Below are 23138 nucleotides of genomic sequence, written 5' to 3' on the forward strand. Positions count from 1 at the left end.
TAGTGTAACAAGCAAGCTTAAGCCGGTAGGTGTAGGCGCAGCGAAAGCGAGTCTGAACAGGGCGATATAGTTTGTTGCATTAGACCCGAAACCGAGTGATCTAGCCATGAGCAGGTTGAAGGTTGGGTAACACCAACTGGAGGACCGAACCCGCATCTGTTGCAATAGATTGGGATGACTTGTGGCTAGGGGTGAAAGGCCAATCAAACTCGGAAATAGCTGGTTCTCCGCGAAATCTATTTAGGTAGAGCGTCGAGCGAATACCCCCGGGGGTAGAGCACTGGATGGGCTATGGGGACTCACCGTCTTACTGATCCTAACCAAACTCCGAATACCGGGGAGTACTACTCGGCAGACACACGGCGGGTGCTAACGTCCGTCGTGAAAAGGGCAACAACCCTAACCTCCAGCTAAGGTCCCCAAGTCATGGCTAAGTGGGAAAGGATGTGAGGATCCCAAAACAACCAGGATGTTGGCTTAGAAGCAGCCATCATTTAAAGAAAGCGTAACAGCTCACTGGTCTAAATAAGGGTCTTTGCGCCGAAAATGTAACGGGGCTGAAGCCATGCACCGAAGCTGAGGATGTGTAGCAATACACGTGGTAGCGGAGCGTTCCGTAAGCTGATGAAGGGAGACCCGTGAGGGCTCCTGGAGGTATCGGAAGTGCGAATGTTGACATGAGTAACGATAAAGAGGGTGAGAGACCCTCTCGCCGAAAGACCAAGGGTTCCTGCTTAAAGTTAATCTGAGCAGGGTTAGCCGGCCCCTAAGACGAGGCGGACACGCGTAGTCGATGGGAACCACGTTAATATTCGTGGGCCTGGTGGAAGTGACGGATTGCTCAACTGGTTCAGACTTATTGGATTGTCTGGGCCGGGACGCGGTTCCAGGAAATAGCTCCACCGTATAGACCGTACCCGAAACCGACACAGGTGGTCAGGTAGAGTATACCAAGGCGCTTGAGAGAACTATGTTGAAGGAACTCGGCAAATTGCACGCGTAACTTCGGAAGAAGCGTGACCCCAATTTACGCAAGTATTTTGGGGTGGCACAGACCAGGGGGTAGCGACTGTTTATCAAAAACACAGGGCTCTGCGAAGTCGCAAGACGACGTATAGGGTCTGACGCCTGCCCGGTGCTGGAAGGTTAAGAGGAGAGGTGCAAGCTTTGAATCGAAGCCCCAGTAAACGGCGGCCGTAACTATAACGGTCCTAAGGTAGCGAAATTCCTTGTCGGGTAAGTTCCGACCTGCACGAATGGCGTAACGACTTCCCCGCTGTCTCCAACATAGACTCAGTGAAATTGAATTCCCCGTGAAGATGCGGGGTTCCTGCGGTCAGACGGAAAGACCCCGTGCACCTTTACTATAGCTTTACACTGGCATTCGTGTCGGCATGTGTAGGATAGGTGGTAGGCTTTGAAGCGGGGACGCCAGTTTCCGTGGAGCCATCCTTGAAATACCACCCTTATCGTCATGGATGTCTAACCGCGGCCCGTCATCCGGGTCCGGGACAGTGTATGGTGGGTAGTTTGACTGGGGCGGTCGCCTCCGAAAGAGTAACGGAGGCGCGCGATGGTGGGCTCAGACCGGTCGGAAATCGGTCGTCGAGTGCAATGGCATAAGCCCGCCTGACTGCGAGACTGACAAGTCGAGCAGAGACGAAAGTCGGTCATAGTGATCCGGTGGTCCCGCGTGGAAGGGCCATCGCTCAACGGATAAAAGGTACGCCGGGGATAACAGGCTGATGACCCCCAAGAGTCCATATCGACGGGGTTGTTTGGCACCTCGATGTCGGCTCATCGCATCCTGGGGCTGGAGCAGGTCCCAAGGGTTTGGCTGTTCGCCAATTAAAGCGGTACGTGAGCTGGGTTCAGAACGTCGTGAGACAGTTCGGTCCCTATCTGCCGTGGGTGTAGGAATATTGACAGGATCTGTCCCTAGTACGAGAGGACCGGGATGGACATATCTCTGGTGGACCTGTTGTCCTGCCAAGGGCATAGCAGGGTAGCTATATATGGACGGGATAACCGCTGAAGGCATCTAAGCGGGAAACCCACCTGAAAACGAGTGTTCCCTATCAGAGCCGTGGAAGACGACCACGTTGATAGGCCGGGTGTGGAAGTGCGGCAACGCATGAAGCTTACCGGTACTAATAGCTCGATCGGCTTGATCGTTCTCATTGACCATGCTCATCTCCCGGCGACCGCAAAGCGGTCGTCCGGTTCGATGTGCCTGACCTTTGTCCTGACGCGCCATTGGCGCTGCGGATGGCCACGCCAAACGATTGGCGACGGCCTCTGGCCTGTATGGGTGCCACAAGCACCCGCAGCCGGAAAGATTAAAGACGTGTTCAAAAGAAACAGGCTAACGCCTGCCAGCTTCTCATCAAAAGTTGCGCTTTGCCGACCTGGTGGTTATGGCGGGGTGGCTGCACCCGTTCCCTTTCCGAACACGGCCGTGAAACGCCCCTGCGCCCATGGTACTTCGTCTCAAGACGCGGGAGAGTAGGTCGCTGCCAGGTCTGCAAATCGCAACTAAATCTTCTCATCACATTCAAACGGCCAACGCCGTCGCAAAGGGCCGCTCACAAAGCGGCCTTTCGTGTTATAATACTTCTCGCGGGGTGGAGCAGCCCGTTCGGCCTAAGATCGATCCACCGGATCGATCTCTTAACGGCCTCACATCGTCAGGCTACGCCTGACATCGCTCCCGGGCCCAAAGTCCGGAATGGTATATCGCGGGGTGGAGCAGCCCGGTAGCTCGTCAGGCTCATAACCTGAAGGCCGCAGGTTCAAATCCTGCCCCCGCAACCAAACAAAATGCCCGCCTCGAGCGGGCTTTTTGCGTTTCCGGGGAAACATCAAGACATCCGTTCAGCGAGCGGCGCCGGAATCCGATCCCTCACGTTAATCCCGTTGCGGGCTAGGAACTCCGGATCGTCTGCAAGGCATCTGCCGCCTCCCTGACCTGACATAACAAGCGTCTGCCAGAGCGTGCGGTCGCCGACGATGCAGAAGCGGCGCTTGGCGCGCGTCAGCGGCCACGTTCAACAGGTTTGGTCTAGATGCGGCCCGGCCGGCCGCTCCGCGATGTTCGGCATCCGCGCCGAGACCATGAATACGATATATTCTTCCTTGCCCTGGAAGGTATCGACCGTGCCTCCCGTTCCTGAAGCCACTTCTGCAATTTCGCTGAAGATCAGTGCGCATATCTGTTGATACTAATCATCTGCAGTTTCGCTGCGTTTTTTGGCCAGATCGGCATTGTGAACGTACGCACCCAGTACTGGGCCGCACAATCCCGCTCCAAATCCTGCAAACGACAAGGAGAACTCAGCCCGTATTTTGGTTGAGTTACATGTGACCACTTTGACGACGACCTATGACTGCCAAAAAAATGTGGATCCGACAAATACCAATTAAGGCTGAAAAATATTCGGCGTTGGGATGGCGGTGATCTTCCGGTCCCTGCCGTCCCAGCGATCCAGGCGTGCGTGAGCAACCGGTAATGCGAGTTTCCGCCAGCCGCCGCCAAGGCCTGAGCAAAAATTTGGGGGCGTTTCCCCTGTCTCATAACCGCCGGGGGCACATGATAAAAACATTACAATTTGTACTGAAATATTACATTCGCACGATTCTCTATATTGAGAGCAAATATAACCTCCAAGTATCAAGTTGAACAAAATACAACTGAAACGTGGTATTGTATCGTTTTTCACTCGCGAAAACTAATCACTTTGGGCCATTTCCTTCCTTCTCAATCCGTATTAACATAATTAAGAAATGTCTAAAGAATAAGGCGATGACATAAGAGGACTGGCATTTCATACTAACTTATACCTGCCATCGCTTCACGTTTGAGTAAAGTGTACCGCTAGGGGAGGCGTATATGTTCATGACAGGCTCAGGAATGGAGAATGCGGACCAGGCAAGAAAGTCTAGCCCATCCGGAGATACTATCCTTGTAGTTGCCAAGGCCGATCTTTTTTCAGAATGCATGGTGGAGGCGCTGGCAAAGAAATTCCCACACTGCGATGTGCTAAGCATAACGAATGCACATCCGATGCTGGAAAAAGATACCAGCGATCTAAAGCTTGTTTTATTCTACCATATACCTGCGCCTGAGCTGCAAGACGCGCTACAGGCAGTGAGGGAAAATCACCCGGAAACCTCGATCGGACTTGTCGTCGAGGCCATCGACATGATGGAACCCTATGTCAGCCGTTTGGTGGAGGCAAGGATCATCGACGGTGTCTTGCCGCTCAACCTCCGACTCGACGTCTTCATGGCCGCGGTGGATCTGCTGATGAAGGGCGGGGAGCATTTTCCCTCGGCGCTTCTCAACCGCCTCAACAACAAGGGGGCCGAGCTGGAGCCCTCACTCTATCAGACGAAATCGGTTGACGTCGCACGCAACAGTGCGCTCAAGCTGAGACGCGACAGCATCTCGGCTCTGACGACCCGCGAGGTTCAGATCCTGGACCTCATCTGCAAGGGGACGCAGAACAAGATTATTGCCGACAAGCTGCATCTCTCAGAAAACACGGTGAAGGTCCACGTCCGCAACATCTATAAGAAGATGAACGTCCGAAACCGAACGGAAGCTGCGTCCCGCTTCTTCAACGATCACCCGGTCGGCGATGACGACATGTCCAGCCGGTGGCGCAACTGAGTCCCACGGCTCTTTTCAGGCGCGCTGCAAATCGATTCTCGATTTGGCAACGATGCAGTGACACTCTTGCTTCAGATCGAGGGACGCGCAAAGCAGCGCGACTTCTGCCCGAAACCGCTTGGAGAACAGATGTAAGGCGCAGACCCGTGATAGGCGACCACGCTGGCTCGTGCCGTGGCCGGCCGGGCGGCCCGATTTTCCGGGTAGGCGTAAGCCTTCGAGACCCGTGGCGTCTCGGCGACCACGACGTTCTTCTTCGCGACGGCAGCTACGTCGTCGTCAACAACGGCGCAGGCCGCTGCTCCGATCGCAAGCAGCGTCGCTTGGCAAGCAAACATTCCAAAGTGAGTTAGACGCCAGCGGTTCGGCTGCGTTGCAGCTTGTTTTCTGAACATGGCCAAAACCCCTCGCATATGGCGCTTCCGGATGCAAGACCGATCGTGCAGTTCGCGCGGCCAACCCTCCCTGTGTCTATCCCATCTTTATTGAGCAAAGCTTGCGGAATGTCTCGATACACGTCCGGCGTGAGAAAAAGCGTTAAAATGATTAATCATCTGTTAAGTCGAAGAACAAATGCGTAGTTATTTCGGATATCTCACGTTTTTAAAGTTGACCGCGGTAACATTCGTCTTATCATTCCAATAGTAATTCGCTTGCATGAAGAATAACCTCTGATTGTTTGTCTATTGGTACTTGGTGTGGTGAGTATCAATCAGGTAACAAAGGCAGTGAAGCGCGTAACTAAATCAAAAGACTAGAGAATGGGGAGGGAGTTTGTAATGCGTAGTTTCGTTCCCAGCGGAGGTTATTCTGAAGCAAAGGGCATACCGGTGCTCAGGGATTTGGGCACCGTTCTTGTCAATGGCGGAGCCGGGTTTCTTGGCTCGCATTTGTGTGAACGGCTTCTGCTGCGCGGCCACAGCGTCATATGTCTCGACAATTTTTCGACCGGCCGCCGTGCGAATGTCCAGCATCTCGCGTCGAACGCCCGCTTCCGGATCATCGAGCACGATGTCCGTCAGCCCTTCGATATCGAAGCCTCGCTCATTTTCAACTTCGCCTCTCCCGCCTCTCCGCCCGACTATCAGCGGGATCCGGTCGGCACCTTGCTCACCAACGTCCTCGGCGCCGTCAACACGCTGGATTGCGCGCGCAAAACTGGCGCGATCGTCGTTCAGTCGTCGACATCGGAGGTCTATGGCGACCCAACACAGAGCCCGCAGCGCGAATCCTATTGCGGCAATGTCAATCCGATCGGGCCGCGAGCGTGTTACGACGAGGGAAAACGCAGCGCCGAGACGCTGCTTTTCGACTACCACAGGACCTACGGCATCGACATCAAGGTCGGCCGCATCTTCAACACCTACGGGCCGCGCATGCGTCTGGACGACGGCCGGGTGGTCTCTAACTTCATCGTGCAGGCCTTGCGCAATGCCGACCTGACGATCTACGGCGATGGTCAGCAAACCCGTTCTTTCTGCTATGTCGATGATCTCGTCGAAGGTTTCCTGCGTTTCTCGGCAGCCGGCAACGCATGCCACGGCCCGATCAATCTCGGGAACCCCGGTGAGTTCACCGTTCGGCGCCTGGCGGAAATCATCAGGGATCTCACGAATTCGCGCTCCCGCATAGTTCACCTGCCTGCTGTCGTCGACGATCCCCGCCAGCGGCGGCCGGACATTTCCCGGGCGATGACCGAGCTGGGATGGCAGCCTCGTATCGAGCTCGAAGCCGGCCTGGCTCGCACCGTCGAATATTTCGACGGCTTGCTTGCCGGCACAGCGCGGGCGGAGGCCGTATGAGATGCCCCGCTGCATTCTCGTCACCGGCGGCGCCGGTTTCATAGGCAGTCATATCTGCAAGGCGCTGTCGCGCGCCGGGATGATCCCGGTTACCTACGACAACCTGTCGACCGGACATGCCGACAGCGTCCGCTGGGGCCCGCTCGTCCGCGGGGAACTCGGCGATGCAGCGGCACTGCGCCGGACGATGGCCGAATTTTCGCCCGATTGCGTCATCCATTGCGGCGCCAACGCCTATGTCGGCGAATCCGTCGACATGCCGAGGAAATATTATCGCAACAATGTCGTCGGTAGCCTCACGCTGCTCGAAGCCTGTCTCGACCAAGACATCGACCGGATCGTCTTTTCAAGCAGTTGCGCCACCTATGGCGTTCCCGCCTCCTTGCCGATACGGGAGGAAAGCCCGCAGCAGCCGGTCAACCCCTATGGTCGTACGAAGCTGATCTTCGAGATGGCTCTTGAGGATTTTGCTGCCGCCTATGGCATCCGCTTCGCCGCCCTGCGTTATTTCAACGCGGCCGGCGCCGATCCGGATGGCGAGCTCGCCGAGCGTCACGAGCCGGAGACACATCTCATCCCCCGCGCCCTTCTCGCCGCCGCCGGCAGGCTGGAGCGGCTCGACATATTCGGCACCGACTATTCGACCGAGGACGGAACCTGCGTTCGCGACTATATTCATGTCAGCGATCTCGCGCAGGCGCATTTGGCCGCCGTCAATCACCTGATGACAGACGGGGCGTCGCTCAGCGTCAATCTCGGCTCCGGCCGGGGCACCTCTGTGCGCGAGATTCTCGACGCCATCCGCCGCACGACCGGCCGTGACGTGCCCGTTCGGTATCGGTCCCGCCGTGCCGGCGACCCGCCGATCCTTTTTGCCAACACGGCGAGGGCGGAGGCGGAACTCGGCTTCACGCCCACACTCTCGGATATCGACACGATCATCCGCACTGCCGGTCCCACCTTCGGGCTGGAGGTGCCAGCGTGAGCCTGCTTTCGGAATTCGGTTACCGGGTCAGAACGGCGAAAGCTGCTGCCAACCCATTCAACCCAGTATTCACCGGATGGAATCGTGTCGCCTATGGTTTCGGCATCTTCTGCTGGCTGGCGGCACTCGGCTATTTCTGGATCTGGTGGTGCCAGTCCGCTCATATCATTTCCTGGGCGGCTTTCGTGCTCATCACAATCGTGCTTGCCTGGATCACCCTCGTTCCAGCCTATTTCATCCTGATCTTCCTCGATGCGAGAACGATCAGTTCGCATACACGGCTGCCGGAAGGACGCGTGGCGATGGTCGTCACCAAGGCGCCGTCCGAACCCTTTGCCGTCGTCCGCGCTACGCTCCAGGCGATGCTCGATCAGACCGGCGTCGAATTTGATGTCTGGCTGGCCGACGAAGATCCTTCGGAGGAAACCATGCGCTGGTGCGCCGAGCACGGCGTGCTGATCTCCACCCGAAAAGGCGTGGCAGAGTATCATCGAAAGACCTGGCCGCGCCGGACGCGGTGCAAGGAAGGCAACCTTGCCTATTTCTACGACCATTTCGGCTATGCGCGCTATGATTTCGTCGCCCAATTCGATGCCGATCATGTGCCGACACCGACATATCTCCGTGAAGTCCTGCGCCCCTTCGCCGATCCTGGTGTCGGCTATGTTTCCGCTCCCAGCATCTGTGATGCGAATGCTGCGGCGAGCTGGGCCGCGCGCGGCAGGCTCTATGCGGAGGCAAGTCTCCATGGCTCGCTGCAGACCGGTTACAACAATGGCTGGGCCCCGCTCTGCATCGGCTCCCATTATGCGGTCCGCACATCGGCCCTTCGCCAGATCGGTGGCCTCGGCCCTGAACTTGCGGAAGATCATTCGACGACGCTGATGATGAATGCCGGCGGCTGGCGCGGCGTCCATGCCGTTGATGCCATCGCTCATGGCGACGGCCCGGCGAATTTCGTCGATCTGGCCGTGCAGGAATTCCAGTGGTCGCGCAGCCTCGTCACCATCCTGCTGCAATATTCCCGCCGCTACGTCCCCTATCTGCCCTGGCGGCGGCTAAAATTCCAGTTCGTCTTTTCGCAGCTGTGGTACCCGCTGTTCTCCGCCTTCATGGCGGTGATGTTTCTGCTGCCGGTTGCTGCTTTGCTGACGGGCCAAATCTTCGTCAACGTAACCTATCCGGATTTCCTGCTGCATTTCACGCCGATCTCCATCGTGCTGATGCTGTTTGCCTTCTTCTGGCGGGCGACGGCGACCTTCAGGCCGCACGATGCAAAACTGTTCGGCTGGGAGGGCCTTGCCTTCATCTTCCTGCGCTGGCCCTGGTCGCTCGCCGGCAGCCTGGCAGCCATTCGCGACTATATCGCCGGCTCCTTCGTCGATTTCCGCATCACACCGAAGGGCCGGCAGGAGCAGCAGTCTTTGCCACTGCGCGTCGTCGCCCCCTATATCGGGCTCGCCGCCCTTTGCGCCGTTGCCATGGTGTTCGCCGACGATGCTGATGCAGCCCAGGGCTTTTATATTTTCGCGACGTTTAACCTCGCGATCTATCTGGCGCTGACAGTGCTGATCATCGTTCGTCATGCGATCGAAAACGGCCTGCCGTTGCTGCCGCAGTCAGGCGGGCTGTGGCTTGCGACGGCGACGGGGCTTGCAATCTGCATCACCGGCGGCATGCAGGCCGGCAGCCATGGGCTGCGCAGTCTCGAGGCCCTTTCCCATGGCCAGACGTTCATCAGTTTCAGCCAATCGCAATTTGCCGTGGCCGGTGCCGGCCTCGGTGGCGGCAAAACACGGACCGTGAAGTTCCGCCTAAGATGGAATGGGTTCGGAAGCGCGGGACGGGACGAACAAGGTGTGTGAGCCGGCTGAACGGCCAGCTCAAGGAGGAGGATGTAATGCGTATCGGGTCGAGATCAGTTGGAGCAGCCCTTGCTCTCAGCCTGTTTTTGCCGCTGGCAGCGCAGGCTGCCGAGGCGGCCAAGAAGAAGGCGCCTACGCCGCTCAGCGCCTATGAGCTCTATCGGATTTACGCTGACAGGACCTGGACCTGGGACACAGGCGGCGGGCGCTTCTTCGAGGATGGCCGGCGATTCGTCGCCTGGGTTACTGACAAGGGCAAACAGTCCTTCGCCGAAGGCAAATGGGTGGTCGACGATCTCGGCCAGCTCTGCATGCGCGCAACCTGGACGAATGCCGAAGGGGCGGCGCGCGCCAGCACCTGTTTCGGGCACCGCAAGATCGGCAACACGATCTACCAGCGCCGCCAGCCGAGCGGCAACTGGTACGTCTTCCGCCATTCATCAGTGCACCAGGATGACGAATTCCGCAAACTCGTCTCCACGGATACCGTCAGCGCCAAGGCCTATGAACTGAAGCAGGTCCTGCTGAACCAGGAGCCAGCCCGAAGAGGAGGGTGAGGCATGAAGAAGCTGATGAAAAACCACCTTCCGACTGCCGCGCTGGCGCTGCTGCTTTTGTGCGTCGCCGACCTGCCGGGCCGAAGCGAGGTGCAGTTTGCGGGCATTGCGCCGAACCCGGCGGCGAGTGCTCGGACGATCATCGACAAACGGCCGGTCGTTCATGCCGACGGCGTCAAATTCGGCGCTTACGACCCGCATGGGGATTTCGGCACCCAGGCCAATGTCTCGACCGAAGCCTTGTTCCTGCCGTGGGAAGACGTCGATCTGGAGACGCTGCGTGTTGCCGATGCCTATGCGCAGGCCAGGGGCCGCAACCTGCTGATAACGGTGGAGCCTTGGTCCTGGGACGTCGATTGGCGGCTGCCCTCGGGCCAGCTTCGCGCAAAGGTTCTGCGCGGCGACTATGATGTCAACATGCGGGCGATCGCGCAGATGATATCGCAGCTGAAAAGCCCGGTGATCGTCCGCTGGGGACAGGAGATGGAAGACAAATCCGGGCGGTTTTCGTGGGCCGGCTGGAACCCGCAAGACTATATCACAGCCTATAAGCGAATGATGGACATTGTCCGCGAGGAGGCTCCCGGCACCGAGATAATGTGGTCTCCGAAGGGCCTGCCAGGCCTACAGGACTACTATCCCGGCGACGATTACGTCGACCTTGTCGGGCTTTCGGTTTTCGGTCTCCAGCGCTACGACGAGCTTGCCTATAAGAAGCACCGGACCTTCTCGGAAGCACTGAAGCAGGGGTATGATCTCGTCGCCGGCTATGGAAAGCCCATCTGGGTCGCTGAACTCGGCTACGAAGGCGGCGACGCCTATATGAGGCCTTGGATCGAAACCGCGACGTTGAAACAGAGCGCTTTCCCGAACCTTCAGGAAGTTGTCTATTTCAATGACAGGGACGTGCACGCCTGGCCCTTCGACCTCGGCCGGCCTGACTGGCGCGTTGTCGAAAGCCTGGCCGCCAACTGATGTTGCTTAGCAAGGAGAGGCCCGCCGGGGTTTTGAGGGCCTCTCCTTTCATATGAGGCAAGCGATCATCCCTTGAGTGTTGCCTTGCCCTCTTCGACGAGCCGGTTCGCCGCATCGGCGGGCGAGATCCGTTCGAAGGCGAGTTCGTCGCAGATCGGGCGCAGCACGCGCTGGTCGAACTGGGTTGCACCCATCGGCACCGGCCGCGGATATTCGCCGACCTGATCCTTGAGCATGTTGACGTATTTGACCGTCTCCTGCTCCGTCGGATTCAGCTGTGGCAGAATGGCCTCCCGCACTGCCGGCGACATTGGCACGCCGCGCTCGACGCCGAGAATCTTGCCGGCTTCGATATCGTTGACGAAGAAGTCGATGAATTTCGCGGCCGCTTCACCCTGCTTGGTGGTCGCGCCGACACTCCAGATCAGTGCCGGGCGGTAATAGTGTCCGGAAGGACCGCCCTTCTTTTCGCGCGGCAGCATGGTAATGCCGAGTTTGTTCTTGATGATCAGCTGGTAGCCGATCATCTGGTTGGAATAGGCCATGCCGATCACCGATTTGCCAAGACCGAGGCAGTTGGTGTCGATGGTGTTCTGATCGAGCGTCTGGACGTCGGCGGCAACCGTGCCCCCCGCCTTGCGCAGTTTCTCCCAATAGTCGAACCACTCCCTGGCATCGTCGGCCGTGAAGCCGAGCCCCACGCTTTCCTTGGCAAAGACGCTTTTGCCGCGCTGGCGCAGCCACGCGTCGAACACATAGTTGTAACGCGCCGCATAGGGGCCGCCGCCCTTGCCCGAGGACTTGGCGAGTTCTACGGCAAGCTTGGCATATTCATCCCAAGTGAGATCGGTCGTCGGCAGCGGAATGCCCGCCTTTTCGAATTCGACCGTGTCGAAGAACATGGAGAACGAGTTGAGGCCGAGGCCGACACCATAGAGCTTGCCGTCGATGGTGGTTAGTTTCAGCATGTCGGGGCCGAAGCTGTCGACCTTGAGCGTCGAGGGGACGAATTCGTCGAGCGGCAGGCAGGCGCCGCGCTTGGAGTAATCGGAGATTGTTCCCGGCTCGAGCTGCAAAATATCCGGAATGGCCCGGCCGGCCATCTGCGTCGCGAGCTTCGTCCAGTAGCCTTCGCCGGAAAGCGATTCGCCGACGATCGTAACGTCAGGTGTCTTCGACTGATAGAGCTTGGCGACATCGAGCGTGCGTTTGGCGCGGTCGTTGGATCCCCACCACATGGCTCGGAGCTGCGTGCCCTCGGCAAAGGCCGGAATGGCGCTTCCCACGCCAAAGGCAAGGCCGGCGGCTGCGCCGGCTGAACCCATCAAAAATGAACGGCGATTAACCTGCATGATATCCTCCCTTGTCCCACTATGTCCGCTGCCATCCTCAATGGCGGCGGGCATTTTCGCCAGACAGGTTACGCAAAAAAGAATTTATTGCAAGAAATAACGTTTGTATTGCAAATTTGCATTATTTGCATAAGATTTGCCTATGAGCGATGAAAAAGTCAAACGGCTGCGACAGGCCGACATAGCCACATTGGCGGGCGTCTCCGTCTCGACGGTGTCGCGGGTACTCGCCAACGAACCGGGGATCAGCGAAACTGTCCGGCGGCAGATCTTGAAGGTGGCGGCCGAGCACGGTTATCCGGTCAAACCTGCCGCCGAAGCTGTTGCCGGCGGGCTGGCGCTGATTGCCAGCGACGGCGTCACGGGCGGGCTCAGCGTCTTCTATGAAGCGATCGTCGACGGCTTGCGCACTGGAGCGTCCCAAGCGGGTATGCCCTTCGAAATTCGGCTGGTCCGCGAGGATCGGATCACGCCGGATGCGGTGCGCGACTATATGCGGGCCGCGGGGGCCGAGGGCCTTTTTCTCGTCGGTATCGATCCCAACGAACCCTTGCGCGACTGGCTGCAGGTCACCACGACGCCGACCGTGCTTGTCAATGGCACTGATCCCAGGATGCAGTTCGATGGTGTTTCGCCGGCTAATTTCTTCGGCGCCTACGAGGCTGCCAGCCGGCTGACGAGGGCCGGCCATCGCCGCATTCTTCATCTGAGCGGCTCCCACCGCCATACGATCCGGGAGCGCATTCGTGGCTTCGAGGCGGCGATCGCCGCCGTCTCGGACGCCGAGGCACGATTCGTTTCGCTGGCGCTCCAGGGCAGCGCAAGCCGCGAGGCCCATGAACGCACCGCGGCAGTCCTGGCTGAGAATGCCGGCTTCACCGCGGCGTTCTGCATGAATGATTTCATTGCGGTCGGCGTCCTCGAAGCCGTCACTGAGGCCGGCCTGCGGGTGCCCGAGGATTTCGCGATCATCGGCTTCGATGATCTGCCCTGCGCATTGATGACCAATCCGCGGCTTTCCACCATGCGCGTCGACCGCGCCGCTCTCGCGCGCGAAGCCGTATCCCTGATGCTGTCCCGTTTCCGCAACAGGACAGCGGCTGCGCGGCACATCTGCCAGGCGGTCGTTGCCGTTCCGGGAGGGACCGTTGCCAATGCCGAGAATATGTAAGAGGTGCCGATGACCTACGATCCCGCCAGCGCCAATCCGCTCGCCGGCAATCCGCTTGAAACCCGCGCCGATATGAGCCGCGCTCTGCTTGCTCTCTTCGATCCGCTGCTTCCTTGTTTTTCGCAGGGCAATGCCCGCGTGAGGCTTAGTGGCGCCGCCGCCCATTTCGACCGAGCAGCCGCCGATCTCGAGGGCTTTGCCCGGCCGCTCTGGGGATTGGCGCCGCTTGGCGCCGGCGGCGGCGACTTTTCTCACTGGCATCGTTTTGCCGAAGGTCTCGCAAACGGCACCGATCCCGCCCATCCCGAATATTGGGGAACGGTCAATGGCCGCGACCAGCGCATGGTCGAACTTGCCGCCCTCGGTTTTGCCCTGGCGCTGGTGCCGGAAAAGATCTGGGAGCCGCTCGATGCGCGCGCCCGCGGCAATGTCGTCGCCTATCTCAAACATGCCAGGCAGTTCGATTACGCCGACAACAACTGGAAATTTTTTCGGATATTCGTCGATATCGCGCTCGATCGCCTCGGCGCCGATTTCGACCGCAGCCTGACGCGGCAATATCTGCAGGAACTCGAAGGCTTCTATATCGGCGATGGCTGGTATCGCGACGGAAACGTGCGCCGCATCGACCACTACATTCCTTTCGCCATGCATTTTTATGGCTTGATATATTCGAAACTCGTCGATGACGATTACGCAGAGCGCTACCGCGAGCGCGCCACACTTTTCGCCCGGGACTTCCGTCATTGGTTTGCCGCCGACGGGGCGACCATTCCCTTCGGACGCAGCCTGACCTATCGTTTTGCCTGCGCCGGCTTCTGGTCGGCACTTGCCTTTGCCGATGTCGAAGCCCTGCCATGGGGCGAGGTCAAGCATCTCTGCCTGCAGCATCTGCGCTGGTGGAGGGACAAACCGATTGCTGATCGCGATGGCGTTTTATCGATCGGTTTCGGCTATCCGAACCTGCTGATGTCGGAGAGCTATAATTCCGCCGGCTCGCCCTATTGGGCCTTGAAGGCCTTCCTGCCGCTGGCGATCGGGCAGGACCATCCCTTCTGGACCGCCAGCGAAAAGGCGCCGGAACCGGTGTCCGAGGTCGTGTCCCAACGTCATCCCGGCATGGTTCTCATGCGGACAGGCGGTGACGTCGTGGCGCTATCCTCCGGCCAGGAAAACCTGCAGATGCGTTTCGGTACCGAGAAATACGCGAAATTTGCTTATTCAACGCGTTACGGCTTCAGCGTCGAGTCCGATGAGCGCGGTTTTGCGCTTGCCGCCTTCGATTCCATGCTGGCTTTCAGCGATGACGGCCTGCACTACCGCGTGCGCGAAACGAATGGGGAAGCCCGGGCTGCGGGTGAGGTACTTCATTCGAAATGGTCGCCCTTCCCCGATGTCGACGTCGAAACCTGGCTCGTACCAACCGCCCCCTGGCATATCCGCCTCCACCGGATCAGGTCAGGCCGGCCGCTGCGGATTGCCGAAGGCGGCTTTGCCATCGGTCGCCGCGACTTCGAGCAGGACAGGCTGTCGGCTTCGGAGGGGGCAGCCTATGCGATCGGCCAAGCCGATTTTACCGGCATTCTCGATCTCGGCTCTTCGGTCAAACGTATCGGACTTGCGCAAAAGGCTCAGCCCAACACCAATGTGATCGTCGCCAAGACCATCGTGCCGCAGCTGCGTGGTGAGATCCCGGCCGGTGAGACGATCCTGGCAACGGCGGTGCTGGCGCTCGACGATCCCGCCGCCGTTTCCTCCGCTTGGACGCGGCCGCCGAAAGCGCCTGATATTGCGGCGCTGGAGGCTCTGGTACGTGAAAAGGGGGTGACCGTGAGCGCCATCGAAGCGCCGGGTCAGATGCCATGAGTCGCCCGGCAATCGTCCTTGCCATGGAACCGTCTCGCACGGAACACGTCCTGCCCGATGAGATCCTGCGCCGGCTCGACACGATCGGCCGCCTGCTGGATCGCGAGCCGCTGCAGCGCTTCGATGACGGGAGGGCGAGGCATCTGCTCTCTGAAGCCGAAATTCTGATCACCGGCTGGGGTGCGCCCTATGTCGGGACTGAAATTCCCGCTGCCGCGCCGCGGCTCCGCCTCATTGTGCACGCGGCTGGCACGGTGAAGGGCATTATTGACGAAGGCATATTTGAAGCCGGTAACATCGCAGTCAGCCATGCGGCGGAGGCCAATGCCGTGCCTGTCGCCGAATTCACGCTTGCAGCAATCCTTTTCGCCGGCAAACGCGCCTTCCGTTTCCGCGATCTCTACGTTGCCGACCGCAACCGCGATCGGACCTATCCGATGCAGCGCGAAGCGATCGGCAACTACGGCCGCACCCTCGGCATCATCGGCGCCTCGCGCATCGGCCGGCGGGTGATCGAACTCTTGAAGCCCTTCGACTATAGGCTGCTGCTGTTCGATCCCATGCTCGACGCCGCCGAGGCAGCCGGTTTGGGAGCCGAAAAGGTCGATCTCGACGAGTTGATGCGGCGGGCGGATATCCTTTCCCTGCACGCTCCGTCGCTGCCCTCGACGCATCATATGATCGATGCGCGAAGACTGTCGCTGATGAAGGATGGAGCAACGCTGATCAACACCGCGCGCGGCATCCTGATCGATGAGGCCGCCCTGCTTTCGGAACTGAAGACCGGCCGCATCGACGCGTTCATCGATGTGACAGATCCGGAAATTCCGGAGGCGGCTTCGGCCTTCTACGATCTGCCGAACGTTTTCCTGACGCCGCACATCGCCGGCGCCATCGGCCTTGAACGGGCGCGTCTTGGCGCGATGGCGGCGGATGAGATCGAGCGTTTTGTGACCGGCCGGCCGCTGCTCTACCAGATCGACCGGCAGGATCTCGAAAAGATCGCCTGACGCATCCCCGTTCAGGGACACGTGTCAGCGCGGCGTCCTCAGCGAATTGGGCGAACCGTCATTGGCAAGCTCGGGCATGAGATCTGCGATATCGACCACCTTGCCGGTGCGCGAGCTCGTTAGCGCGGCAATGCCACAGAGCACCGACATGGCGCCCGCCCGGGTGCCGGCGCGCTGGCCAAGCCTGTCTTCCATATCAGGCTTGAAGATCATGTTGCGCATCCGGTCGTCGCCGCCGTAGTGGCCGCCGGTGAAATGAGGCACGACAATGCGCTCCACCGCTTGCCTGCCGTTCGGGAAATTGCGGATGAGCAGGATCGTATCCTGCTTCGGCTCTTCCCATGGTTGGGCTTCATACTGCCGGATCTCGATGCGCCCCTTGGTGCCGTTGAACGCCAGATGATGGCCTTCGATCGGCTGGAAGGTGTTCAGCGAATAGGAGACGTGGACATTGTTGCGGTAGCGGATGGACACGACCATCGTATCGGGGATGTCGATATCCTCGCGGAAGACGCAGCCGTCACGGAAATAACCGTCTATCTTGGACGGATCTTCGTAGAGCTGATCGAGGAAGGGATCGGCTTCGAGATCGAGATAGTAGTCGCACTCCTGCGCATGCGGACAGAGCTTGCAGCGGGGTCCGCGGAAAGGACCTTTGCGGCCGTAGTTCTGCAGATCGGCGAAAGAGGTGACGGCCTCCGGATCGCTGTCGAGATACCAGTTGAGAAGGTCGAAATGGTGGGTGGCCTTGTGGACGAACAGGCTGCCGGAATTTTCCGTATAGGCATGCCAGCGACGGAAATAGTCGGCGCCGTGTTTTGTGTTGAGATACCAGTGGAAGTCGACCGAGGTCACCCGGCCGATCTCCCCGGCATTCAGCAATTCCTTGATCTTCGCCGCCGTCGGCGCGTAGCGATAGTTGAAGGAGACGTCGACCCGGCGGCCGGTGCGCTGTTCGGCGTCGAGAATCCGACGAATTTTCTCGATCGAGGTGGTCATCGGCTTTTCGGTAATGACGTCGATACCGGATTCCAGCGCCCGTACGATGATATCGTCATGCGTATGATCGGGCGTGCAGACGATTGCGAGATCCGGCTTCTGCTCGGCCAGCATGGAATCGATGTTTGCATAGAGCGGCGCATTGCTGCCGATCATGGTGCGGGCGCGCTCGCCGCGCAGCGAATTCTTTTCGACGATGGCTGCGAGGTCGACATGTTCGCGCCAGCCGGCTAGCAGATCCTTGCCCCACATCGTGGTGCCGCGGTTTCCGGTGCCGATCAGGGCGAAACGGCGTTTCTCCATCGGATGATTCCTCCTTCATAAGGGATGAAACGATTGGATATTGAAATCAGATCTGGCAGCAGTTCCGGAAACGCTCGACGCAGGTGGCAATCACCTCGTCGGCCGGACGCTTCCACCAATTTTCAGACGAGAAGATCTCGACTTCCTGCGCGCCGAAGAAACCGGCGGCCTCGATCATCCGTCTTATGCCTATGAGATCGATAACGCCATCGCCCATCATGCCGCGGTCGAGCAGCATGTCCTTGGTCGGGGCCAGCCAGTCGCAGATGTGATGGGCGAAGATGCGTTTCATCCGCCCGGCGCGAGCAATCTGGTTGGCGAGATCGGGATCCCACCAGACGTGGTAGACGTCGATCGCCACACCGACATCGGTGCCGAGCTCATCGCACATGTCGAGGGCCTGGCCGAGCGTGTTCACGCAGGCGCGGTCGGCGGCATACATCGGATGCAGCGGTTCGATCGCGAGCTTCACACCCGCGGCTTGTGCATGCGGCAGCACGGCGGCAATGCCGTCGCACACCATCTGCCGGGCAGCAGCGATATCCTTCGAAGCGCCCGGCAGGCCGCCGACCACGAGCACGAGGCAATCGGCGGCAAAGGCCGCCGCCTCGTCGATGGCACGCCTGTTGTCATCGAGGTTCTTCTGCCAGTCGGCATCGTTTGCCGCCGGAAAGAAACCGCCGCGGCAAAGGCCGGTCAGCTTGATGCCGTTCGATTTGACGATCCGCACGGCCTCGTCGAGGCCGGCCTTGGCGACCTGATCACGCCAGGGCGCGATCGAGGTGATGCCGTGTTTCAGGCAGATGTCGACGGCCTCGGCAAAGCCGCATTGCTCGCGGATCGTCGCGAGGTTGATCGAAAGTCCTTCGACTTGCATGTCAGTCTCTCCCGTCCGGTCCTGGCTTCAGTTGACGCCGTGGACGGCGAGCACCTGGCGCATGCGGCTAGCGGCAAGTTCCGGATCGGCGAGCACCCGCGCCTTGTCGGCCAGCCGGAAGAGTTCGGCCAAATGCGCCAGCGAGCGCGTGCTCTGCTGTCCACCGATCATGACGAAATGATCCTGCAGGCCGTTGAGATAGGCGAGGAAGACGACACCGGTCTTGTAGAAGCGGGTCGGCGCCTTGAAGATGTGGCGCGACAGCGGCACGGTCGGCTCGAGCAGGTCGAAAAATTCATGGTTGCTCTTGCGGCCGAGCGCGTCGAGCGCGGCGGAAGCTGCCGGCGCGATCGCGTCGAAAATGCCGAGCAATGCGTCAGAATGGCCCTCTTCGTCGCCGGCGATCAGTTCGGCATAGTTGAAATCGTCACCGGTATACATGCGCACGCCTTTCGGCAGCCGACGGCGCATCGCCACTTCCTTCTCCTTCGACAGCAGGGAGATCTTGATGCCGTCGACCTTGGCAGCATTGGCTTCGATCACCTGCAGGCAGGTTTCCATTGCTTTCAGATGATCGTCATTGCCCCAATAACCCTGGAGCGCCGGATCGAACATTTCACCGAGCCAATGGATGATGACCGGCTCCTTGACCTGGCGAAGGATACGGTCATAGACCCTGACATAATCGTCCGGGCTCCTAGCAACGACGGCAAGCGCCCGGCTTGCCATGAGGATGATGCGGCCGCCGGCCGCCTCGACCGTTTCGATCTGCTCTTCATAGGCCCTGATGATCGTGTCGATGGTCACGTCGGGACCGGGTGATAGATGATCCGTGCCGGCGCCACAGGCGATCAATGCATCTTCGCGGCCCGCCGCCTCGGCAAGCGCCCGGCGGATGAGGTCGCGCGCCTCCGGCCAGCCGAGACCCATGCCCCGCTGCGCCGTATCCATCGCTTCGGCAACGCCGAGCCCGAGGTCCCAGAGCCGGTGACGAAAGGCGAGCGTCCGCTCCCAGTCGATCGCCGGCATCAGCCACGGATCGTTGTCGGCGAGCGGATCGGCCACCACATGCGCAGCGGCAAAGGCGATGCGCGGAAAGCTCTTGGCATAGCGTATTTTGAGTTCGATCGGCGTGCCGGTCAGCGAGTAGGGAACGATCTTGCCGTCCAGGGGGAGATTGATCGTCGTCACGGCTCAGAACTCCAATGCGGGAACGTCGAGCCAGCGGCGCTCGGCCCAGGATTTGAGCCCGAGTTCGGCAAGCTGCACGCCCTTGGCGCCGGCTTCCAGGCCGTAGGGCCAGGGCGCATCTTCGACGACATGGCGGATGAACATTTCCCACTGCGCCTTGAAGCCATTGTCGAAGGCCTGGGTGTCCGGAACCTCGTCCCAGGTCTTGTAGAAGTCGATCGTCTGCGGCTGGTCCGGGTTCCAGACCGGCTTCGGCGTGTTGACGCGGTGCTGGCTCCAGCATTTCGTCAGGCCGGCGACGGCCGAGCCATGCGTGCCGTCGACCTGGAAGGTGACGAGGTCGTCGCGGCGCACGCGGACGGCCCAGGAGGAGTTGATCTGGGCGATCGCCCCGCCTTCGAGTTCGAAGGTTGCATAGGCCGCATCATCGGTATCGCAATTATAGGGCTTGCCCTGCTCGTCGACGCGTCGGCCGATATGGGTGGCGCCGAGGCAGGACACGGCCCTGACCTCGCCGAACAGATTGTCGAGCACATAGCGCCAATGGCACAGCATATCGAGGATGATGCCGCCGCCGTCGGCCTTGCGGTAGTTCCAGGACGGACGCTGGGCGGGTACGCCCCAATCGCCTTCGAACACCCAGTAGCCGAATTCGCCGCGCACCGAGAGGATCTTGCCGAAGAAGCCGGAATCCTTGAGCAACGCCAGCTTGCGTAGGCCGGGCAGGAAAAGCTTGTCCTGCACGACGCCGTGCTTCAGCCCGGAGCGCCGTGCCTTGCGGGCGAGATCGATCGCCACCTGCAGATCGTCGGAAATCGGTTTTTCGCAATAGACGTGCTTGCCGGCGTCGAGCGCCCTGGACAGAAGCTCGGCGCGCATCAGCGTCGTGCCGGCATCGAAGAAGATGGTATCGTCGGGATTGGCGAGAGCGGCGTCGAGATCGGTCGACCAGCGCTTGATATTGTGCTTCTTCGCCAGCTCTTCCATCTTCGCGCCGTTACGGCCGACGATGATCGGGTCGATCTCCAGTTTCTCGCCCGACTTGAGCTTGATGCCGCCCTGGTCGCGGAAGGCCAGGATTGAGCGCACCAGGTGCTGATTGTAACCCATGCGGCCGGTGACGCCATGCAAGATGATCCCCAAGCGTGCCATTTTTCCTCCCTGCAATTTATTGCGGCGGGAGCGGGCGTCCTTGCCCGGCCCTCCCAAGCCGGTAACTAAACGGTTACTTGATGGCAGAAGAGCAGCGAGCCTGTCAATAGACAAATCCTGCTTTCGGAATTCAGCGCCTGATCGAGGCGAGGGTGACGTGGACGATATGCCTCTCCCAGGCACTGAGATTGGCCGGCTCGATCAGGTCGCGGCCGAAGATTGTCGAAAGCGTGTACTGATTGGAGAGGTAGAAATAGCCGAGCGAGGCGATCGTCAGATAGACGTGCAGCGGATCGGCGGTCTCGATGAAGACGCCTTGTTTCTTTCCCCGATCCAAGACTTGGGAAAGCTCGCCGATCAGATGCGAATGCAGCTCCTTGAGCCGGACGGACTGGCGCAGCCATCGGGCGCGGTGCAGGTTTTCGGTGCCGAGCAGGCTCAGGAATTCCGGATGCTGGAGGAAATAACGCCAGGTGAAGAGTGCGAGTTCGCCGATGCCTTCCTCGGGGCTGCGGTCGCCGATATGCAGCGCGCGCTCGGCCGTGCGGATGCCGACATAGGCCTCTTCGAGCACCTTGAGGTAGAGCTGCTCCTTGTCGCCGAAATAATGGTAGAGCATGCGTTTGTTGGTGCCGGCGCGCTCGGCGATGGCGTCGACACGGGCGCCGCCCATGCCGTTTTCGGCGAATTCCCGGGTTGCCGCCTCAAGGATAGCGGCGCGTGTCCGCTCCGGATCGCGTTGGGTCGTCCGTTCCGCAGACGGTCGCCGCGCCTGTTTCCTTTCCCTGTTTCCCCCGCTGTCGTTCATCGCTCCACCCCTGTCTTCACGTGTTGCGCTCATAAGCCTTCGGTGCGAAATTGTAAAAACCGAATTTGGAAGGGCGGCTCGCTGCAACAGAATGCCGGGAGCATATGCCGCCAAAAACCGCTGACGCTTTCGACCTCATGCTCTGACCGACACCGCTTGACAGGCTTGCCGCTTTGCTCTTAGCTTGTAACCAATTAGTTATTTGCGCAAGCAAAACTAGTTTGGAAGCGTGTGGAGGCGCTTCCCTTTGGAGGAGGAAAACATGACTCTACGTGTAAGCAGACGTAATTTCGTTGCGGGAGGGGCGGCGCTTCTGTCGCTGTCGGCGCTCGGAACCAGTGCCTTGGCACAGGAAACGCGCCTGCGTCTCCTGTGGTGGGGCTCGCAGCCGCGCGCCGACCGTACCAACAAGGTGTCGCAGCTCTACCAGACGAAGAACCCGGGCACCTCGATCACCGGGGAATTCCTGGGCTGGGGCGATTACTGGCCGCGTCTTGCGACCCAGGTCGCCGGCCGCAACGCGCCCGATGTCATTCAGATGGACTATCGCTACATCGTTCAATACGCCCGGCGCGGCGCGCTCGCACCGCTCGAATCCTACATGCCGGCCAAGCTCAATCTCGACGATTTCGACAAGGCTCAGATCGAAGGCGGCAGCGTCGACGGCCATCTCTACGGCGTCAGCCTGGGCGCGAATTCGGCTGCAACGGTGTTGAACACCACGGCCTTCAAGGAGGCCGGCGTCGATCTGCCGACGCAGGCAACCACCTGGGAAGAATTCGCCCGCATTGGTGCGGAGATCACCAAAGCAGGCAAGCGCAAGGGCATGTTCGGTATCGCCGACGGCAGCGGCTCGGAACCCTTGTTCGAAAACTGGCTGCGCCAGCGCGGCAAGGCGCTCTATACCGCCGACGGCAAAATCGGTTTCGGTGTGGAGGACGCCTCGGAATGGTACGACATGTGGGCCAAGTTCCGCGAGGCTGGCGCCTGCGTTCCCGCTGATATCCAGGCTCTCGACAAGAACGATATCGAAACCAACACCGTATCGCTCGGCAAGTCGGCGGCCGGTTTTGCCCATTCCAACCAGTTCGTCGCCTATCAGGCCATGAACAAGGACAAGTTGGCGCTCACCAACTACATGCGCATCAAGCCGGATTCGAAGGGCGGCCACTATCGCAAGCCTTCGATGTTCTTCTCGGTTTCGGCACAGTCGAAGGCGGTGGACAAGGCGGTGGATTACGTCAATTTCTTCGTCAAGAACCCTGAAGCAGCGCTGCTTCTCGATGTCGAGCGCGGCATTCCCGAATCGGCCGCCATGCGCGAGGTCGTCGCGACGAAGCTCGATGAGAACGGCAAGGTCGCGCTGGCCTATGTCAGCGGCCTTGGCGACCTCGCCGGTAAACTGCCCCCGCCGCCGCCGGCCGGTGCCGGTGAAGCCGATCTGATGCTGCGCAATATCGCCGAACAGGTCGGCTTCGGACAACTGTCTACTTCCGACGGCGGCAAGCAGCTTGTCACCGAAATCACGCAGATTCTCGCACGAGGCTGATCCC

The 23138-nt window shown here is 59.8% G+C and carries 17 protein-coding genes, 1 tRNA gene, 2 rRNA genes and 1 pseudogene (1 of these 21 only partly in view); 13 read left to right on the forward strand and 8 right to left on the reverse strand.

Annotated elements, in window-relative coordinates; translation table 11 throughout:
* The 3 genes from J2J98_RS00320 to J2J98_RS00330 form a co-directional block, all read left to right on the forward strand.
* Positions 1–2175, forward strand: a 23S ribosomal RNA gene (locus J2J98_RS00320) (it extends 626 nt beyond the left edge of the window).
* 232 nt (positions 2176–2407) lie between these two features.
* A 5S ribosomal RNA gene (gene rrf / locus J2J98_RS00325) occupies positions 2408–2522 on the forward strand.
* Between the two features lie 215 nt (positions 2523–2737).
* Positions 2738–2814, forward strand: a tRNA-Met gene (locus J2J98_RS00330).
* A 47-nt stretch (positions 2815–2861) separates the two neighbouring features.
* Here J2J98_RS00330 and J2J98_RS30210 read toward each other — a convergent pair.
* Positions 2862–3190: pseudogene (locus tag J2J98_RS30210) on the reverse strand (AAA domain-containing protein); the annotation flags it as partial.
* 699 nt (positions 3191–3889) lie between these two features.
* On the opposite strand from J2J98_RS30210, the gene J2J98_RS00335 reads away from it, so the two are divergent.
* Entirely contained in the window at positions 3890–4672 is a 783-nt protein-coding gene (locus J2J98_RS00335; protein ID WP_207602040.1) for a helix-turn-helix transcriptional regulator, read from the forward strand.
* 71 nt (positions 4673–4743) lie between these two features.
* Here the strand turns inward: J2J98_RS00335 and J2J98_RS00340 are convergent, their stop codons facing one another.
* Complete coding sequence (locus tag J2J98_RS00340; RefSeq protein WP_064707499.1) at positions 4744–5067, reverse strand: hypothetical protein; 324 nt, start codon at positions 5065–5067, stop codon at positions 4744–4746.
* 384 nt (positions 5068–5451) lie between these two features.
* On the opposite strand from J2J98_RS00340, the gene J2J98_RS00345 reads away from it, so the two are divergent.
* The 5 genes from J2J98_RS00345 to J2J98_RS00365 are packed head-to-tail and all read left to right on the forward strand — an operon-like array spanning position 5452 to position 10856.
* Entirely contained in the window at positions 5452–6474 is a 1023-nt protein-coding gene (locus J2J98_RS00345; protein ID WP_207602041.1) for a UDP-glucuronic acid decarboxylase family protein, read from the forward strand.
* Between the two features lies 1 nt (position 6475).
* The gene (galE, locus tag J2J98_RS00350; RefSeq protein WP_207602042.1) at positions 6476–7459 is read left to right on the forward strand and encodes a UDP-glucose 4-epimerase GalE; all 984 of its coding nucleotides are present in this window, start codon (positions 6476–6478) and stop codon (positions 7457–7459) included.
* Positions 7456–9324 carry a glycosyltransferase family 2 protein gene (locus J2J98_RS00355; RefSeq protein WP_207602043.1) on the forward strand — a complete coding sequence of 623 codons (1869 nt, stop codon included), beginning with the start codon at positions 7456–7458 and terminating at the stop codon, positions 9322–9324. Before galE ends, J2J98_RS00355 begins: the two co-directional genes overlap by 4 nt.
* 35 nt (positions 9325–9359) lie before the next feature.
* Positions 9360–9881 (forward strand): DUF995 domain-containing protein, encoded by a 522-nt coding sequence (locus J2J98_RS00360; protein WP_207602044.1) that lies wholly within the window; start codon positions 9360–9362, stop codon positions 9879–9881.
* A 3-nt stretch (positions 9882–9884) separates the two neighbouring features.
* A complete protein-coding gene (locus J2J98_RS00365) occupies positions 9885–10856 on the forward strand; it encodes a glycoside hydrolase family 26 protein (RefSeq protein WP_207602045.1) in 972 nt (323 codons plus the stop codon).
* A gap of 65 nt (positions 10857–10921) precedes the next feature.
* Here the strand turns inward: J2J98_RS00365 and J2J98_RS00370 are convergent, their stop codons facing one another.
* Complete coding sequence (locus J2J98_RS00370) at positions 10922–12208, reverse strand: ABC transporter substrate-binding protein (RefSeq protein WP_138394493.1); 1287 nt, start codon at positions 12206–12208, stop codon at positions 10922–10924.
* A gap of 142 nt (positions 12209–12350) precedes the next feature.
* Here J2J98_RS00370 and J2J98_RS00375 point away from each other — a divergent pair, with 142 nt between their 5' ends.
* Genes J2J98_RS00375 through J2J98_RS00385 form a run of 3 tightly spaced genes read left to right on the forward strand, consistent with a single transcriptional unit; the run spans position 12351 to position 16255 of the window.
* Positions 12351–13379, forward strand: a complete 1029-nt coding sequence (locus tag J2J98_RS00375; RefSeq protein WP_138394492.1) for a LacI family DNA-binding transcriptional regulator — start codon at positions 12351–12353, stop codon at positions 13377–13379.
* Positions 13380–13388: 9 nt separating this feature from the next.
* Complete coding sequence (locus tag J2J98_RS00380) at positions 13389–15245, forward strand: DUF2264 domain-containing protein (protein WP_207602046.1); 1857 nt, start codon at positions 13389–13391, stop codon at positions 15243–15245.
* Entirely contained in the window at positions 15242–16255 is a 1014-nt protein-coding gene (locus J2J98_RS00385; RefSeq protein ID WP_207602047.1) for a hydroxyacid dehydrogenase, read from the forward strand. The genes J2J98_RS00380 and J2J98_RS00385 overlap by 4 nt, the downstream gene beginning before the upstream one ends.
* Positions 16256–16279: 24 nt before the next feature.
* On the opposite strand, the gene J2J98_RS00390 is transcribed toward J2J98_RS00385, so the two are convergent.
* The 5 genes from J2J98_RS00390 to J2J98_RS00410 all read right to left on the reverse strand — a co-directional run bounded on the left by J2J98_RS00390 (position 16280) and on the right by J2J98_RS00410 (position 21585).
* Positions 16280–17557 (reverse strand): Gfo/Idh/MocA family protein, encoded by a 1278-nt coding sequence (locus J2J98_RS00390; protein WP_207602048.1) that lies wholly within the window; start codon positions 17555–17557, stop codon positions 16280–16282.
* Between the two features lie 46 nt (positions 17558–17603).
* Positions 17604–18434: a sugar phosphate isomerase/epimerase family protein gene (locus tag J2J98_RS00395; RefSeq protein ID WP_207602049.1), complete on the reverse strand. Its 831-nt coding sequence runs from the start codon at positions 18432–18434 to the stop codon at positions 17604–17606.
* 27 nt (positions 18435–18461) lie between these two features.
* Positions 18462–19625, reverse strand: a complete 1164-nt coding sequence (locus J2J98_RS00400; RefSeq protein WP_207602050.1) for a dihydrodipicolinate synthase family protein — start codon at positions 19623–19625, stop codon at positions 18462–18464.
* Positions 19626–19628: 3 nt separating this feature from the next.
* The gene (locus tag J2J98_RS00405) at positions 19629–20777 is read right to left on the reverse strand and encodes a Gfo/Idh/MocA family protein (RefSeq protein WP_207602051.1); all 1149 of its coding nucleotides are present in this window, start codon (positions 20775–20777) and stop codon (positions 19629–19631) included.
* 130 nt (positions 20778–20907) lie between these two features.
* Positions 20908–21585 carry a TetR/AcrR family transcriptional regulator gene (locus J2J98_RS00410; RefSeq protein ID WP_207603058.1) on the reverse strand — a complete coding sequence of 226 codons (678 nt, stop codon included), beginning with the start codon at positions 21583–21585 and terminating at the stop codon, positions 20908–20910.
* Between the two features lie 262 nt (positions 21586–21847).
* Between J2J98_RS00410 and J2J98_RS00415 the strand changes: the two genes are divergently transcribed.
* Entirely contained in the window at positions 21848–23134 is a 1287-nt protein-coding gene (locus J2J98_RS00415; protein ID WP_207602052.1) for an ABC transporter substrate-binding protein, read from the forward strand.
* The last annotated feature ends 4 nt before the right edge of the window (positions 23135–23138 follow it).

Origin of the sequence: Rhizobium bangladeshense (genome assembly GCF_017357245.1) — a bacterium.
GTDB lineage: Bacteria > Pseudomonadota > Alphaproteobacteria > Rhizobiales > Rhizobiaceae > Rhizobium > Rhizobium bangladeshense.